The organism is Gammaproteobacteria bacterium (assembly GCA_041395725.1).
Lineage (GTDB): Bacteria > Pseudomonadota > Gammaproteobacteria > Pseudomonadales > Pseudohongiellaceae > NORP240.
In genome coordinates, this window is sequence record JAWKZW010000001.1 from 1479852 (window position 1) to 1497085 (window position 17234).

Annotated in this window: 17 protein-coding genes; all 17 read left to right on the plus strand. The window is 52.2% G+C overall.

What is annotated here, in order from left to right:
• Positions 1-34 precede the first annotated feature (34 nt).
• Positions 35-1426 (plus strand): tRNA uridine-5-carboxymethylaminomethyl(34) synthesis GTPase MnmE, encoded by a 1392-nt coding sequence (gene mnmE, locus R3F50_06485; protein ID MEZ5489951.1) that lies wholly within the window; start codon positions 35-37, stop codon positions 1424-1426.
• 542 nt (positions 1427-1968) lie between these two features.
• Entirely contained in the window at positions 1969-3867 is a 1899-nt protein-coding gene (gene mnmG / locus R3F50_06490; GenBank protein ID MEZ5489952.1) for a tRNA uridine-5-carboxymethylaminomethyl(34) synthesis enzyme MnmG, read from the plus strand.
• Positions 3868-3955: 88 nt separating this feature from the next.
• Positions 3956-4537, plus strand: coding sequence for a 16S rRNA (guanine(527)-N(7))-methyltransferase RsmG (gene rsmG / locus R3F50_06495; GenBank protein MEZ5489953.1), 582 nt, complete (start codon positions 3956-3958; stop codon positions 4535-4537).
• Positions 4538-4616: 79 nt separating this feature from the next.
• Complete coding sequence (locus tag R3F50_06500; GenBank protein MEZ5489954.1) at positions 4617-5411, plus strand: AAA family ATPase; 795 nt, start codon at positions 4617-4619, stop codon at positions 5409-5411.
• A 62-nt stretch (positions 5412-5473) separates the two neighbouring features.
• Complete coding sequence (locus R3F50_06505) at positions 5474-6418, plus strand: ParB/RepB/Spo0J family partition protein (protein MEZ5489955.1); 945 nt, start codon at positions 5474-5476, stop codon at positions 6416-6418.
• A 131-nt stretch (positions 6419-6549) separates the two neighbouring features.
• Positions 6550-6942, plus strand: coding sequence for an ATP synthase subunit I (locus R3F50_06510; protein MEZ5489956.1), 393 nt, complete (start codon positions 6550-6552; stop codon positions 6940-6942).
• A gap of 33 nt (positions 6943-6975) precedes the next feature.
• Positions 6976-7854, plus strand: a complete 879-nt coding sequence (atpB, locus tag R3F50_06515; GenBank protein ID MEZ5489957.1) for a F0F1 ATP synthase subunit A — start codon at positions 6976-6978, stop codon at positions 7852-7854.
• Between the two features lie 42 nt (positions 7855-7896).
• On the plus strand, positions 7897-8154 hold the full coding sequence (gene atpE / locus R3F50_06520) for a F0F1 ATP synthase subunit C (GenBank protein MEZ5489958.1): 258 nt from the start codon (positions 7897-7899) through the stop codon (positions 8152-8154).
• Positions 8155-8186: 32 nt separating this feature from the next.
• On the plus strand, positions 8187-8657 hold the full coding sequence (locus R3F50_06525; GenBank protein ID MEZ5489959.1) for a F0F1 ATP synthase subunit B: 471 nt from the start codon (positions 8187-8189) through the stop codon (positions 8655-8657).
• A gap of 12 nt (positions 8658-8669) precedes the next feature.
• Positions 8670-9206 (plus strand): F0F1 ATP synthase subunit delta, encoded by a 537-nt coding sequence (locus tag R3F50_06530; protein ID MEZ5489960.1) that lies wholly within the window; start codon positions 8670-8672, stop codon positions 9204-9206.
• 26 nt (positions 9207-9232) lie between these two features.
• Positions 9233-10777: a F0F1 ATP synthase subunit alpha gene (gene atpA, locus R3F50_06535; GenBank protein ID MEZ5489961.1), complete on the plus strand. Its 1545-nt coding sequence runs from the start codon at positions 9233-9235 to the stop codon at positions 10775-10777.
• Between the two features lie 102 nt (positions 10778-10879).
• Positions 10880-11740: a F0F1 ATP synthase subunit gamma gene (gene atpG / locus R3F50_06540; GenBank protein ID MEZ5489962.1), complete on the plus strand. Its 861-nt coding sequence runs from the start codon at positions 10880-10882 to the stop codon at positions 11738-11740.
• 69 nt (positions 11741-11809) lie between these two features.
• Positions 11810-13210, plus strand: a complete 1401-nt coding sequence (atpD, locus tag R3F50_06545) for a F0F1 ATP synthase subunit beta (GenBank protein MEZ5489963.1) — start codon at positions 11810-11812, stop codon at positions 13208-13210.
• A 23-nt stretch (positions 13211-13233) separates the two neighbouring features.
• Positions 13234-13647, plus strand: a complete 414-nt coding sequence (locus R3F50_06550; GenBank protein MEZ5489964.1) for a F0F1 ATP synthase subunit epsilon — start codon at positions 13234-13236, stop codon at positions 13645-13647.
• Positions 13648-13775: 128 nt separating this feature from the next.
• On the plus strand, positions 13776-15149 hold the full coding sequence (gene glmU, locus R3F50_06555; GenBank protein MEZ5489965.1) for a bifunctional UDP-N-acetylglucosamine diphosphorylase/glucosamine-1-phosphate N-acetyltransferase GlmU: 1374 nt from the start codon (positions 13776-13778) through the stop codon (positions 15147-15149).
• Between the two features lie 23 nt (positions 15150-15172).
• Positions 15173-17008 (plus strand): glutamine--fructose-6-phosphate transaminase (isomerizing), encoded by a 1836-nt coding sequence (gene glmS, locus R3F50_06560; GenBank protein ID MEZ5489966.1) that lies wholly within the window; start codon positions 15173-15175, stop codon positions 17006-17008.
• Between the two features lie 30 nt (positions 17009-17038).
• The gene (locus R3F50_06565; GenBank protein MEZ5489967.1) at positions 17039-17167 is read left to right on the plus strand and encodes a hypothetical protein; all 129 of its coding nucleotides are present in this window, start codon (positions 17039-17041) and stop codon (positions 17165-17167) included.
• Positions 17168-17234 lie beyond the last annotated feature (67 nt).

Genomic DNA, 17234 nt, shown 5'->3' on the forward strand with positions numbered 1-17234 from the left:
GGATAAAAAACCCTTGTGATCCCTTCCTATGACGATCACGAACAGTGATACGATCAGTGCTATCGCTACGCCGCCCGGGCGTAGCGGTATCGGTATTGTCAGAGTTTCAGGCCCTCTATGCGCCGCGCTGACAGAACTTATACTGGGTTTCAAACCGGAGCCAAGAAAAGCGTACTTTACTGAATTTTTCGACCGGAATTCAGAATCCATTGACAAGGGCATCGCCCTGTTTTTCAAATCCCCTCACTCATTTACCGGTGAAGATGTTCTGGAACTCCAGGGCCATGGCGGCACATTCGTTTTGAACCGGTTGTTGAAAGTGACATTGGACTTCGGTTGCAGGATAGCCAGACCCGGTGAATTTTCGGAACGGGCATTCCTTAACGGTAAGATGGATCTGACACAGATAGAGGCCATCGCCGATCTCATCAATGCCAATACCGAACAGGCTGCCAGATCTGCCTATCGAACACTGACTGGCGAATTTTCCCGCTGTATTGACGAGCTGGTCACCAATATCACTGCGTTGCGGGTCTTTATAGAGGCCGCCATCGATTTTACTGATGAAGATATTGATTTCATCACCCAGGGCGGTACTGAAGAGAAACTGCAGGCCGTCATCGCTCAAACCGCGGCTGTCTTCAGGCAGGCCAGGGTAGGCACCCTTCTCCAGGAAGGGATCAAAGTCGCTATTGCCGGCTATCCCAATGCAGGTAAATCCAGCCTGCTCAACGCCTTGTCTGGCCAGGAGTCGGCCATCGTCACCGATATCCCGGGCACCACCAGGGATACGCTGCGCGAATTGATCGATATAGACGGAATACCAGCCCATATTATCGATACCGCCGGCTTGCGAAGCAGCCAGGACCTGGTGGAACAGGAAGGTATCAAGAGAGCACTGCGGGCAATTGAGGATTCAGACCTGGTCCTGCTGGTAGTGGACAGTCAGGCCCTGATCCGTGACAAGGGCTACCTGGAGCGCCTGTTTACTGAAACCCGCCTGCCCCTTTCTGTCCTCAAAAACCACAGGTTACTGCTGATATTGAACAAGATCGATCTATTGCCCACTGCTGCCTCTGTTGATTCCGATAGGTATCGGATCAATAACGAGGAGATTCAATTTGTCAGTGTCTCGGCTAAAACCGGTCTGGGTCTGGAAACCTTGCGCGGCAGGTTGAAACAGGCAGTCGGCTTTACTAGCGGTGAAGAAGGCAGCTTTATGGCCAGGGAGCGGCACATGAGAGCCTTAGGCCAGGCGCAAGAGTTTCTCGACTCTGCGCTGATGCAACTGCAAGCGCGCAATCACCTGGAACTGGTGGCGGAGGATCTGCGCCAGGCTCAGAATCACCTCGGTGAAATAACCGGGAAGGTGACCAGCGACGATCTGCTGGGCCAGATATTTTCCAGTTTCTGTATCGGTAAATGACAGAATACTCTGAGTTTAGCAATTCATCAGAGGTTCCTTAAGAAGCCTATTACTCCGGCAGCGTAACAATTCCCAGCCCGAATCCACCGTCAATACACAGGATAGTCAGAGGCAGGCCATGGAAAAACATTTTCTTAGCAAGTTGTGAGTAAAGCCACCCTCGCTGTGGACAGCGTTATGAATGAACAGGGATAACTGATCTGTTTTCAGCGGGAGTTTTTTTACCCACATTCCATACAGTCACGATACGCATTTTAAACAGGCTTTTTCAAACGCTTTAGTCAATAGACAACTCTCTGTAAATTAAAGAAAATAAGGCGTTATCAACAGAAAGGTGGGGTCCCTATAACTACTGTATCTATCTCTGATTTACTACCTATACTTATATAACTACTTATTTTAAATAAGTAATGCTGAGTTTTATTTCTTAGTGCAACGATCGAGCTGAATACCAGGTCCTGTCGGTATTGTCTCAATGCAGCGAAAGCGTATACTTACCGGCCTGCTTAACAGCCACCCTTTGGAACTTAGTCTGAACTGCCATGGATTTTAACCAAACAGTCGATGTTATCGTTGTCGGAGGCGGACATGCCGGTACAGAGGCTGCGCTGGCCTCAGCGCGCGCCGGTGTCAAAACCTTGCTGATCACACACAACATCGAAACCCTCGGGCAGATGTCCTGTAACCCGGCTATTGGCGGTATAGGCAAGAGCCACCTGGTTCGCGAGATCGATGCCCTGGGAGGAGCCATGGCGCTGGCTGCAGACAGGGCCGGTATCCAGTTCCGAGTGCTCAATGCCAGCAAAGGCCCCGCCGTCCGGGCAACACGGGCCCAGGCAGATCGTGTGCTCTACAAGGCGGCCATTCGAGAAATACTGGAAAACCAGCCCAATCTGCAGATTTTCCAACAGGCAGTGGACGATCTGTTGCTGGAAGGTAACAGGGTCAGCGGTGTCGTTACCCAGATGGGTCTGAAGATAAAGGCCAAAAAGGTTATTTTGACTACGGGTACCTTTCTTGGCGGACGTATTCATATCGGCATGCAAAACTCCTCCGGTGGCAGGGCTGGCGACCCCCCGTCTATAGCTCTGTCTCAACGCCTGCGAGAATTACCTTTCCGTGTCGAGCGCTTGAAAACAGGAACACCACCCAGGGTCGATGCCAGGACAGTGGATTTTTCAGTGATGACTGTTCAGTACGGTGATTCGCCATTGCCGGTTATGTCGTTCCTTGGAAAAGAACAGGATCATCCCAGGCAGGTTCCCTGTTTTATCACCGCAACCAATGAGAAATGCCACGCTATTATTCGCGGGGGGCTGGATCGTTCTCCCATGTATACCGGGGTCATCGAAGGTGTCGGTCCGCGTTACTGCCCTTCTATTGAAGACAAGGTGATGCGCTTCGCTGACAAGAACTCGCACCAGATTTTTGTTGAGCCGGAAGGGTTGAACACCCATGAGCTCTACCCCAATGGAATTTCCACCAGTCTGCCTTATGACGTGCAGGTAGCCATGCTGAGGCAGATCCGCGGATTTGAAAACGCCCACATTACCAGGCCGGGTTATGCGATCGAATACGATTTTTTCGATCCCAGGGATCTGCATTATTCGCTGGAGACCCGGTATATAGAGGGCCTGTACTTTGCCGGTCAGATAAACGGCACCACGGGTTATGAAGAAGCAGCTGCACAAGGTCTGTTGGCGGGTATCAATGCCGCACTGGCGGTCCAGGGTAAAGAGTCCTGGTGCCCGCGCAGAGACCAGGCCTACCTGGGTGTGCTGGTTGACGACCTGATTACGCTGGGAACTAACGAGCCTTATCGTATGTTTACCAGTCGCGCCGAGTATCGCCTGACCCTGCGCGAGGATAATGCCGATCTGCGTCTCACGGAAACAGGCAGGGAACTGGGACTGGTGGACGATCACCGCTGGCAGGTTTTCTGCACAAAGAGGGAGTCGGTGGACAGGGAATTGAGCAGGTTACGAGCTATCTGGATTCAGCCGGCTACCTTGCCGGCCACGCAGATAGAGCCGCTATTGGAAAAACCTATCAGTCGCGAATACAACCTCGTTGATCTGCTGGCCCGACCAGGTGTCAGTTATCGGGGACTGCAGTCGACGCTGGGAGAATCTCATGCCCCCTGGATAGACAGCGAGCAGGTTGCCCAGCAGGTGGAGATCCAGATCAAGTATCAGGGCTATATAGACAGGCAACAGGGCGAAATAGAGAAACTCAAGCGGCAGGAAGACACAGCCCTGCCCGGAGACTTTGATTATCAGCAGATGCAGGGTCTGTCCAATGAACTGAAACAGAAGCTGGAGGCGGCTCGACCGGAAAATATAGGCCGCGCCGCCCGTATTCCCGGCATGACCCCGGCGGCAATCTCCCTGTTGTTGATCTACTTGAAAAAGTACCAGTCAGTAAACAGGAAAGTAAGCTGATGGGGACTGAAAGCTGACAGGCACAGCTTTACAAGAGCAGCTGGAAACAGGAATCCGCCGTCTGGGTCTGGATCCCGGCGGCGACCGGTTGGTCCTGCTGGAGAAATACCTGGCCCTGCTTGATAAATGGAATCGGGCTTTTAATCTCAGCGGGATCAAAGACCCGCGGCAGATGGTTACGCGCCATGTCCTGGACTGCCTGTCTGTTTCCCCTTACCTGTCCACTGCGGCAGTAGTTCTCGATATCGGTTCTGGCGCCGGCTTGCCCGGGATTCCGCTTGCGATCTTTAATCCAGACAAACAATTAATCCTGCTGGACAGCAATGGCAAAAAAACCAGATTCCTTTTTCAGGTAAAATTGGCGCTGAATCTGACCAATGTGACAGTGGAAAATAAGCGAATCGAAGACTATCAATGTCCCAGTCAAATTGATATTGTGATCAGTCGGGCGTTTGCCTCCCTGAACAAACTTGTTCAGCTTTCAAGCCCTGTGGCTGGTGGGAACGGGGTCCTTCTGGCCATGAAGGGTTCCTATCCTGGCGAAGAAATAGAGGAATTGCCTGCCGGTGTTGAGGTTTCTCGAGCCGTCGAGTTGACGGTGCCGGGGGTTAATGAATCCCGCTATCTGATTGAGATCCCGTTGCCGGCTACCCGGGATATGGTTGAATAATTTCCAGCGGGTTGGCCGATAGATAAAGGCTGAACCCCGGCGGAAAACCCTGCCGAGTGGTGCGGTGGAGCTTGATAGAGTGGCAAAGGTATTAGCAGTTACAAATCAGAAAGGTGGCGTGGGCAAAACAACGACCTCCGTTAACCTGTCCGCTTCTTTACAGGAAACCCGCAAGAAAGTTCTATTGATCGACCTTGATCCACAGGGTAACGCGACCACTGGTAGTGGCATCGATAAGAATTCCCTGGAACTCTCCATTTATGAACTGTTAACAGGGCGAGCCAGTTTTGACCAGGTAGTGGTCAAACCCGAAGGGTTAGGATACGACCTTATCCCCTCCAACGGCGACCTGACAGCCGCCGAAGTTGAATTACTGCAATTCGATCAGCGGGAACAGCGTTTAAGGCAGATTATCGACGCTGTGCGAGACTGCTACGATTTTGTTGTGATCGATTGCCCTCCCTCCCTGAACATGCTGACCATTAATGCCATGGTTGCTGCTGACGGTGTCTTGATTCCCATGCAGTGCGAATATTATGCGCTGGAAGGACTGTCAGCGCTAATGGATACAGTGAATGCCATACGGGACAGCCTCAATCCAGGGCTTAAAATAGAAGGAATCCTGCGAACCATGTATGATCCGCGCAACAAGCTGACAACAGAAGTAAACAGCCAGCTGTTCACCCATTTTGGCGATATCGTATACCGTACTGTGGTACCCCGAAATGTGCGTCTGGCAGAGGCTCCCAGTTATGGATTACCGGTATTGAAGTACGATCGGCAGTCCCGCGGGGCAATCGCCTATCTGGCGGTGGCCGGGGAAGTGCTGCGACGGGCGGATAAGGCAGACAGGGCGGAGCAGCCAGCAGCCTGAGCGGCTGGATCTGAGACGCCTGGTAAAACGGATAAGAGCAGAGGCTCAACGGTAACAACAGCATGACAGCGAAGAAAAAACTGGGACGAGGCCTTGATGCGCTGCTGTCCAAAACTGGCAGCAGCAATGTGTCGCGGCAGGACAGTGCTGAGTCGGCTGTCGCCAAAGGCCTTTCTTCGGACGGCCCTGATTCCCCTATTGCGGCTGGGACCGGGACCGGCCGCGATGAAAACGCTGATCTTAAAAACATCCCTGTCGACCTGATCCAGCCCGGTAAATATCAGCCGCGGACCGATATGCATGAAACCACGCTGGAGGAGCTGGCCAATTCCATCAAGCGGCAGGGGGTTATGCAGCCCATCGTAGTGCGGCCAGTAGGCCCGAATCGCTATGAGATCATCGCTGGCGAACGGCGCTGGAGAGCCACGCAATTAGCGGGGTTGCACTCTATTCCCGCCATCATCAAAGAGGTGAGCGACGAATCGGCAATTGCCATGTCGCTGATCGAGAACATACAGCGGGAAAACCTTAACCCTATAGAAGAGGCTCTTGCTTTAAAGAGACTGCAGGACGAATTCGAACTGACTCAGCAGGAAGTGGCTGACGCCGTCGGTAAATCCCGGGCTACAGTCACCAACCTTATGCGGTTGATCGGGCTCAACCCGGATGTGCGCAGGATGCTGGAACACGGCGATCTGGAGATGGGGCATGCCCGGGCACTGCTGTCGTTGCCGGAACTGCAGCAGTCCGAGACCGCCAGAACCGTGGTCGGCAAAGGGCTTTCAGTACGTCAGACCGAATCCCTGGTGCGCCGCCTGCTGGCCGGTTCCGGCGGAAAGCACAACAAACCGGTTACTGACCCGGATATCAAAAATCTGGAAGAAGATCTGTCATCCCGCCTTGGTGCCAAGGTGCTTATTCAGCACACGGCCAAGGGGCGCGGAAAACTTATTCTAAAATACAACAGTCTGGATGAGCTCGAGGGTATCCTCGGCCATATCAAATGAAGTTTCCTCTGTGTTGATTAGGGGAATTAAAGTCCCTATAATGCGCGTTCTTTGGAGATCGCCGCTGTAAATGGGAGGCTGATTCTGCCAGCGAAACGGGGTTGCAAATCAGGGTCTACCGCATAGCGATCATGTCCAATTTGAAGCCCCCGCCAGTCCACCGCATTATCGTGGCGCAGCTGGTAGCGACAGCCTTGATGGCGCTAACATTCCTGGTCTTTTCGAATGTCGTAGCAGCTTACTCGATCCTGATCGGAGGGCTGGTCAGCGCCTTGCCCAACGCGTACTTTGCTGTGCAGGCTTTCCGGTATCGTGGCGCAAGAAACGCGGATAAAGTTGTAAAAAGCTTTAGAAAAGGGTACTTCGGCAAACTGGGTATTACCATAATACTGTTTGCCTTGACGTTTACCCTGGTAACCACGATCAATGAGATTGCCCTGATCAGCGGGTTTGTAGTGGTGCAGTTTTGCGGCACCATGATGTCGGGACTGATTAATTACAGTCCCAATAGTAATAATGGCTAGATTACTGTAAACGAGAGAGACGCAGAGTCAACAATGGCGGAATCGGCAGGCCTCGAACACGGACTGGAACATGGCGCTGAACAGACTGTTCAGGAATATATCCAGCATCACCTTTCCTATTTAACCTTTGGCCGCCATCCAGACGGCCACTGGGGATTTGCACACACTATAGAAGAAGCCAAGGAAATGGGTTTCATGGCGTTCCATGTGGACGTGATGGCTTGGTCTTTTCTGCTTGGCGGTGGCGCCTTGCTGTTTTTCCGTCATGTCGGGAAAAAGGCGACGGCGGATGTCCCCAACGGTGTGCAGAACTTTGTTGAAAATATTTTCGAATTCGTGGACAACCGGGTCCAGGAAGGCTTCGACCACAAGAATCCAACTATCGCGCCGTTGGCATTGACGATATTTGTCTGGATTATCCTGATGAATTCCATGGACCTGGTACCGGTTGACTGGTTACCCGGCCTTGCTGCCTGGGTCGGCACATTTTTCGGCCAGGAGCACATGTCCTTCAAGGTAGTACCTACTACCGACCCCAACGTTACCCTGGGCATGTCTTTCAGCGTATTTATTCTGATTATTTATTACAGTATCAAGAACAAGGGTCTGGGCGGGTTCCTCAGCGAACTGGCTTTCCACCCCTTCGGCAAGTGGATGATGCCGTTCAACCTCTTGATAGAAATCCCGACCCTGCTGGCCAAGCCTATCTCTCTCGGACTGCGATTGTTCGGCAATCTCTATGCCGGCGAGCTTCTGTTCCTGGTTATCGCAGGGTTACTTGGTCTTTATCAACTGCCGTTCCACTTTATCTGGGCGGTTTTCCACATTCTCGTGGTGCCACTGCAGGCCTTCGTGTTCATGATGCTTACCATCGTGTATTTGAATGCCGCGCATGACTCACCATCTCACTGATTCACTGCATACTTCTGAACTGAAGAAAACCTGGAGGAAACAATGGAAATTATTCTCGCGTCAACGGTCATCGGCGTGTTCTGGCTGCTCGGTCTGGGCGCACTGGGCACAGCTATAGGCTTCGGTATCCTGGGAGGCAAGTTCCTTGAAGGTTCTGCCCGTCAGCCTGAGATGGCTCCCAAACTGCAAGGCAGCATGTTCCTGGTGGCAGGTCTTATCGACGCGATCACCATGATCGGTATCGGTATCGGTATGTGGTTTACTTTTGCCAACCCGTTCCTGGGACAACTCGCCGGCTAAATACACTGCTCTGACAAGCGGGAGAAAGCGCTGTGGATATAACCCTTACCATTGTTGGTCAATCAATTGCCTTCTTTGTTTTCTGGTGGTTTTGCCAGAACAAAGTGTGGCCGTTATTTGCCAATGTCCTGGATGAGCGTAAAAGGAAAATCGCCGAAGGTCTGGAAGCAGCGACTCGAGCACAGAAAGACCTGGAGCTGGCTCAGGCCCGGTCCACGGAGCAAATGAAGGAAGCCAAGGTCGAGGCAGCCGAAATTATCGACAGCGCCAACAAACGGGCTGCACAGATAATTGACGAAGCCAAGGAACAGGCGCGGGAAGAAGGAAAGCGGATTATCGCTGGAGCTCAGGCTGAGATTGAACAGGAAATCAACCGCGCGAAGGAACACCTCCGTGCGCAGGTTGCCTCAATCGCCATCGCCGGTGCTGAGAAAATCCTGCAGAAGTCTATCGATCAGGCAGCCAACGAGGAGATGCTCAGTAAGCTCGCCGACGAGCTGTAACGGCAGAAAACTATGGCTGAACTGACTACATTGGCAAGACCCTATGCGAAGGCGGCTTTCGAGGTGGCGTTGGCGGATAACGACCTGGTGAGCTGGTCCGAATCTCTCGGCAAGGCGGCCGCACTGATCGAGAATGCGGAGGTTAAGTCTTTTCTGGCGACACCTTCCCTGTCCGCGGAACAGTCGTCCCAGGCATTCATTGCCCTGTGCGGTGAAGGATTGAGTGACAAAGGCAGGAACCTGATCAGCCTACTGGCAGAAAACAAGCGTCTGACTTTGCTGCCCGAAATTTCCGAGCTCTACGAATTACTTAAGGCCAACCAGGAAAAATCGCTGGATGTAGAAGTTACAACAGCCTTCGACATCAGTTCAGAAGTATCCAGCGCACTGGCCGTGGCACTGAAGGATCGCCTGCAGCGCGAAATCAGGCTTTCCACCCGGGTAGACCAATCCCTTATCGGCGGAGCCCTTATCCGAGCGGGGGATACCGTGATTGACAGTTCGGTCCGGGGTAAGTTGGCTAAACTAGCCGAATCTATAAATTCCTGAACAGGTCGGGAACAAAGGAACCAAGCATGCAACAACTGAATCCATCCGAAATCAGTGAAATTATCAAGCAGCGTATCTCATCGCTGGATGTATCGGTGCAGGCCAAAAATGAAGGCACTATCGTCAGCGTCTCTGACGGTATTATCCGCATTCATGGACTGGCCGACGTGATGTACGGCGAGATGATCGAATTTGAAGGCGGTATCTACGGTATGGCTCTGAACCTGGAGCGAGACTCAGTAGGTGCTGTGGTTTTGGGCGACTACCTGAGCTTGTCTGAAGGCCAGACTTGTCGCTGCACGGGTCGAATTCTCGAAGTGCCGGTAGGGCCGGAGCTGGAAGGCCGGGTTGTTGATGCACTGGGTAAACCCATAGACGGCAAGGGTCCGATCAACTCCAAGCATAGCGACCCGATCGAAAAAGTGGCGCCAGGTGTTATCGCCCGTAAATCGGTGGATCAACCCGTTCAAACGGGCCTTAAGTCTATCGATGCCATGACTCCAATCGGTCGTGGTCAGCGGGAATTGATTATTGGTGACCGCCAGGTAGGTAAGACCGCTATCGCGGTAGACGCCATCATTAACCAGAAGGGCAAGGGCATCAAATGTATCTACGTGGCCGTAGGCCAGAAAGCCTCCTCGGTTGCCAACGTGGTAAACAAGCTCGAAGAACACGGCGCCATGGAATACACCATTGTGGTAGCCGCGACAGCCTCTGATCCTGCTTCCATGCAGTTTATAGCCCCCTATTCCGGTTGCTCCATGGGTGAGTACTACCGGGATCGTGGCGAAGACGCGCTGATCATCTACGACGATCTGACCAAGCAGGCCTGGGCCTACCGACAGATTTCCCTGCTGCTTCGCCGACCGCCGGGTCGAGAGGCTTATCCCGGTGACGTTTTCTACTTGCACTCCCGCCTATTGGAGCGTGCAGCGCGAGTAAACGCTAACTACGTTGAACAATTTACCAACGGTGAAGTCAAGGGTAAAACGGGATCACTGACAGCGCTTCCCATCATTGAAACACAGGCCGGGGACGTTTCGGCGTTCGTACCGACCAACGTGATCTCCATTACCGACGGGCAGATCTTCCTGGAAACGGACCTGTTCAACTCGGGTATACGACCAGCGATGAACCCGGGTATTTCCGTTTCTCGAGTGGGTGGTGCAGCACAGACCAAGATCATTAAAAAGCTCGGCGGTGGTATTCGTATCGCCCTCGCCCAGTACCGGGAGCTTGCAGCATTTGCCCAGTTTGCCTCTGATCTGGATGATGCAACCCGTGCCCAGCTCGAGCATGGTCAGCGCGTAACCGAATTGATGAAGCAGAAGCAGTATTCCCCTCTTTCGGTAGCCGAAATGGGTGTTTCACTGTATGCCGCGAATGAGGGATACCTCAAGGACGTGGAACTGAACAAGGTACTGGATTTCGAATCGGCGCTGCTTTCTTATATGAACGGTGAGCATGCTGCCCTGCTGAAGCAGGTCAACGAGACAGGTGACTGGAACGGTGACATTGAGGGTCAGTACAAGGCAGCGATCGAAAAGTTCAAGTCCAGCAACAGCTGGTAAGGCGCTGAACATAAAAATAGTAAAGCAATAGCTTTATTAATAAAAAGCGTTTACTGAGAGTTCACTGACAGATAACAGTTACTAGAAAGGCAACAGCTCCCGATGGCAGGTGGAAAAGAAATACGTAAGAAGATCTCCAGTGTAAAAAATACACAGAAGATCACAAGCGCCATGGAAATGGTCGCGGCCAGCAAAATGCGCAAGGCGCAGGACCGCATGCAGCTTGGCAAACCGTATTCCCAACGCATTCGCTCGGTGGTGGGACACGTAGCCAACTCGTCTCCGGAATACAAGCACCAGTATTTCGATACCCGGGAGATCAAGCGCGTAGGCTACATCGTTGTTTCCACGGATCGTGGCCTTTGCGGTGGTCTTAATGTCAATGCTTTCAAAAAGACCGTGATCTCCATGAAAGCCTGGGCAGACCAGGGCGTCGAAATTGATATCTGCGTAATCGGTGCAAAGGCGGCCGCTTTCTTCCAGAGTTACGGCGGCAGGGTGGTCGCTTCCCAGCGCGGCATAGGCGACGCACCGGAAGTTTCCGATGTGATCGGCGCCGTCAAGGTGATGCTGGACAAGTTCGATAACGAAGAGATCGACAAGCTGATGATCGTCTATAACAACTTCGTTAACACCATGACTCAGGAACCGACGGTACTGCAGCTTCTGCCACTGTTACCTTCTGATGATGCTGATCTGCAGCACCACTGGGACTACCTGTACGAGCCGGATGCCAAGGAATTGCTGGATGGCCTGCTGCTGCGCTACATGGAATCGCAGGTTTACCAGGCAGTGGTTGAAAACGCCGCCTGTGAACAGGCCGCTCGAATGATCGCCATGAAGAACGCAACTGATAACGCCGGCGATCTTATTGAAGGGATGGAACTGGTATACAACAAGGCACGTCAGGCTTCCATTACCCAGGAGCTTTCGGAAATTGTCAGTGGTGCGGCCGCCGTATAGCGGTTCATTTGTAAAAGAATTTCGAATTCAAAGACTAGCAAGATTGCGACAAGTTAAGAGGAACCGGACATGAGTAGCGGTCGAATCGTTCAAATCATTGGTGCTGTAATTGACGTGGAATTCCCACGTGATGCGGTTCCCCAGGTTTATGATGCCCTGACGGTGGACAACACCGAGATTACCCTGGAAGTTCAGCAGCAGTTGGGCGACGGTGTGGTCCGAACAATTGCACTGGGTTCCACCGAGGGACTCAAGCGAGGTCTGAACGTCGCTGATACTGGCGCTCCGGTTTCTGTGCCGGTCGGTCACGAAACTCTGGGCAGAATAATGGATGTACTGGGTCGGCCCATTGATGAGCGAGGCCCGATCGGTGAAAAGGAAAGAATGCCTATTCACCGTGACGCACCAACTTACGAAGAGCTGTCTGCTACCAATGAATTGCTGGAAACCGGCATCAAGGTTATCGATCTGGTCTGCCCGTTTGCGAAGGGCGGTAAGGTTGGCTTGTTCGGTGGTGCCGGTGTAGGCAAGACCGTAAATATGATGGAGCTCATCAATAACATTGCCAAGGCTCACTCAGGGTTGTCCGTATTCGCCGGCGTGGGAGAGCGCACCCGGGAAGGTAACGACTTCTATTACGAGATGCAGGAATCCGGCGTTGTTAACCTGGAAGGCGAATCAAAGGTATCGATGGTTTACGGCCAGATGAATGAGCCACCCGGCAACCGCCTCCGGGTTGCCCTGACCGGCTTGACCATGGCCGAGAAATTCCGTGATGAAGGGCGTGATGTACTGTTCTTCGTCGACAACATCTACCGTTACACTCTGGCGGGTACCGAGGTATCGGCGTTGCTTGGTCGTATGCCTTCTGCGGTAGGTTACCAGCCGACACTGGCGGAAGAAATGGGTGCTCTTCAGGAGCGCATTACTTCAACCAAAACTGGCTCCATTACATCGATTCAAGCGGTTTATGTACCGGCTGACGACCTCACTGACCCCTCACCAGCGACAACATTTGCTCACCTTGACGCGACGGTGGTACTGTCCCGGGATATCGCATCGCTCGGTATTTATCCGGCGGTGGACCCACTGGATTCCACCTCTCGACAGCTGGATCCGCTGGTCATCGGCAACGAGCATTATGATACAGCGCGTGGTGTACAGACCGTATTGCAGCGCTACAAGGAACTGAAAGACATCATCGCGATTCTGGGTATGGATGAACTTTCCGAAGAGGACAAGTTGATCGTTTCCCGCGCCAGACGTATTTCCCAGTTCCTCTCGCAACCTTTTACGGTGGCCGAAGTATTTACCAACCAGCCAGGCAAGTATGTTTCACTTAAAGATACTATCGCGGGTTTCCAGGGTATTCTTAAAGGCGACTACGACCACCTGCCAGAACAGGCTTTCAGCATGGTCGGTACCATTGAGGAAGCGGTTGAGAAAGCTGAGAAACTCAAGAAATCCTAACCCAGTACGGTGAGAATCAGACTATGGCTATGACAATGCACTGTGACATCGTAAGTGCGGAGAAAAGCATTTTTTCCGGGCTGGTTGAGATGGTTGTGGCCGCCGGAACAATGGGTGATCTGGGTATAGCACCAGGCCACGCGCCGTTGTTGACTGGTTTGAATCCCGGCCCTGTAAGAGTCGTGTTACCTGGTGGAGAAGAAGAAGTCTTCTATGTTTCAGGTGGCTATCTGGAAGTTCAGCGCGGCATTGTTTCTTTGTTGGCCGATACGGCCCTGCGAGCACACGATGTGGATGAAGCCGCTGCTCTGGAAGCGAAGGCTGATGCTGAAAGAGCTATGGCTGAACAGGCCGCCGACTTCGAATACGGTCGGGCCGCCGCACAATTGGCGGAAGCCGCTGCCCAACTGCGAGCGCTTCGCCAGATGCGGAAGTAAACTTCTGTTAAAAAGCGGAACCGCGACACAAAAAAGGTAGCAATAGCTACCTTTTTTTTTGCTATTCTGTTGGGGTATTTCCAAAAGCTTTTAAGCCAAATCAACAAGTTATTGTAAAGAGTTAAAAAATGACTGTTAATGTTGTCATCCTCGCAGCCGGGAAAGGAACCCGGATGAATTCAGACCGGCCCAAGGTATTGCACGAATTGGGCGGTAAACCCATGCTGGAACACGTAGTAGAGACGGCCAGATCATTGTCGTCTATAAAGCTTCATGTCGTTATTGGCCATGGGGCCGAGTCCGTAATTGCGCATTTTGCCGGGCAGCCAGATTTGATCTGGGTTACCCAGGAACAACAATTGGGTACCGGCCATGCCGTAGCACAGGCCATGGCCCTTATTGAGACATCGGCGCAGGATAAAGTACTCGTACTGTGTGGTGATGTGCCGCTGATCCGGGCTGAAAGCCTGGCTGAGCTTATCCAACACGCCAGTCCGGATACCGTGGCGCTGCTTACTCTCAATACTTCCAATCCAACCGGTCTGGGGCGGATCATCCGTGACGACGAACACCGGGTAACGGCGATCGTGGAAGAAAAGGACGCCAACGAAGCGGAGCGGGCAATTACCGAAATTAACAGTGGCATCATGGTTCTTCCGGCTGAAAAACTGGACACCTGGCTGAACAAACTGGGGAATAACAATAACCAGGGTGAATATTACCTGACAGATGTGATTGCCATGGCGGTAGCAGAGGGGTGTGATATTTATACCCGGATTATAGACGACGAATTCGAAGTGCTGGGTGTGAACGACAAACTTCAACTATCGCGGCTGGAACGACACTATCAGAAGCAATCAGCCGAACAGCTCATGAAACAGGGTGTGACCCTGGCGGATCCAGCCAGGTTCGACCTGAGAGGAGAACTCACTTGCGGCAAGGACGTTTTTATAGATATCAATGCACTGTTCGAAGGCAGGGTCAGCCTTGGTGACAATGTCACAATAGGGCCAAACGTCACTATTAAGGATGCCTCGATAGGAGAGAATAGCAGTATACTCGCCAACTCGGTTATAGAGAGTGCGGAAATAGCCGATCATTGTAGTGTTGGGCCTTTTGCCAGAATCCGGCCGGGAAGCAGACTTGCTGACAACGTCAGGGTGGGCAATTTTGTAGAGGTAAAGAACTCTGTTCTCGGCAGAGGATCCAAGGCAAATCACTTTGCCTACGTTGGCGATGCAGAGTTGGGTGAATCAGTTAACGTTGGCGCCGGAACAATCTTCTGTAATTACGATGGCGCCAACAAACACCGATGCATCATTGGCAGCAACGTTTTCATTGGTTCAAACAGTACACTGGTTGCACCGGTCGCCATAGCGGATGGTGCTTTTGTCGCGGCCGGTTCAACAATCAATGCCGATGTTTCCGAGGGTGAACTGGCTGTAGGGCGAGGCAAGCAAAGAAACATCAGCGGCTGGAAGCGACCAGTCAAAAAACAGTAATTTTCTAAACTCGGGTAACTGGTATGTGTGGGATAGTAGGAGCGATTTCGCAGCGGGAAGTGTCGGAGATTTTAATCGAAGGTCTCAAAAGACTGGAATACCGGGGTTATGATTCTGCCGGTCTTGCGCTCATTAACACCGAGAAACCGAAACTCAGTTTTATTAAAGCAGTCGGCAAAGTTGAGAAGCTGGTCAGTCAGGTTGCCCGCAGCAGTAAACGGGGCAACCTGGGGATTGCACATACGCGCTGGGCGACCCACGGTAAACCTACGGTAAAGAACGCTCACCCACATACATCCAATAATCAGATTGCCCTGGTCCACAATGGCATCATTGAAAACTATGAAAAGCTTCGAAGTGAGTTGAAGAAAGACGGTTACAAGTTTGAGACGGAAACCGATACTGAAGTCATTGCGCACCTGATACATAAAAACAGGAAGGGCGGTAAGGTAGAACTTCTGGAGTCAGTCAAAGAGTCGATAAAAGTCCTGGATGGCGCTTACGGAATTTGTGTCATCGATCTGGAAACACCGGATCAGATTATTGTCACCCGAAGCGGCAGCCCACTGGTTATAGGAATAGGGATTGGCGAAAACTTTGTCGCTTCCGATCCCCTGGCCTTAGGGCAGGTTACAGACAGGTTTATGTTCCTGGAAGAAGGGGACATCGCCAGGATCAGGACGGACAGCATCGAGGTCTGGAACAAAAATCGAAAAGTAAACCGAAAGGTCACTAACATAAGCAGCAAGCAGGCCGAAGCAGACAAAGGCGCCTTCAGTCACTATATGCTCAAAGAAATCTACGAACAACCAGTCGCCATAAAGGACACGCTGGATGGTCGCATAAGCAACAGCCGGGTACTGGAAGAGGCGTTTGGCGTCACCGCCCCGGGTATCTTCGACAAGATAAAAAATGTTCAGATCGTGGCCTGTGGTACCAGTTTTCTGGCCGGCCAGGTGGCCAAATACTGGCTCGAGAGTATCGGCCGGATTCCCTGCCAGGTTGATATAGCCAGCGACTACCGCTATCGGGATGTGATAGTGCAACCTGGCACTCTTTTCGTCAGCATCTCCCAGTCCGGCGAAACCGCCGATACCCTGGCGGCTTTACGATTTGCCAATGAATCCGGCTACCAGGCGACATTCGCAATCTGTAATGTCGCTACCAGCAGCCTGGTCAGAGAATCCGATTTCTGTTTACTCACTCATGCCGGACGGGAGATAGGGGTTGCTTCAACCAAGGCATTTACTACTCAGCTTTGCCTGCTATTGCTGTTGGCAATCTGTCTTGGTCGTCGAACCGGACTCAGCGAGAAAGCGGAAGCGCGCATCGTGCGCAAGTTACGTAAACTGCCGGAACTGGTTAGCAACACCCTTAAGCTGGATAGGGAAATCAAGAAACTCTCCCAGAGGTTTGCGGATAAACAGCACGCGCTGTTCCTGGGACGGGGCATTCAATACCCCGTGGCGAAAGAGGGAGCGCTTAAACTCAAGGAAATCTCCTATATCCACGCCGAAGCCTATCCGGCGGGTGAGCTTAAACATGGCCCTCTCGCACTGGTAGACAGCAACATGCCGGTTATAGCGGTAGCCCCAAACAATGAATTGCTCGGCAAACTGAAAGCGAATCTGGCAGAAGTCAGTGCCAGAGGCGGGAAACTGTTCGTCTTTGCGGATGAAAGCATCGGTTATGAAGGGGATAAAAACTGCAAGGTCATCCACGTTCCAACATCACCGGATATTCTCGATCCGATTATTTTTGTAATTCCCCTGCAACTGCTTGCCTATCACGTTGCCATTCTGAAAGGCACGGATGTAGATCAGCCCCGCAACCTTGCGAAATCGGTTACGGTAGAATAATTACGATAAGCAATTCAAAAGGAAACGGATATGGAAGGTTTGGCAGCAGCAGCGTTCTGCTTCTCCCTGGTCGGGGTGGTTGCGCTTGTGAGAACGGAAAAGCTGGTAAAAACGTTGAAAGAAAAGGGTATTCTTGACGACGATTACAAGGCCGAGTAATTTGGACCGCCGATGAATTCAATACCGCGCAGTAGCCCAGGAAGAACGGGTAGTCTTGGGGTCAGGA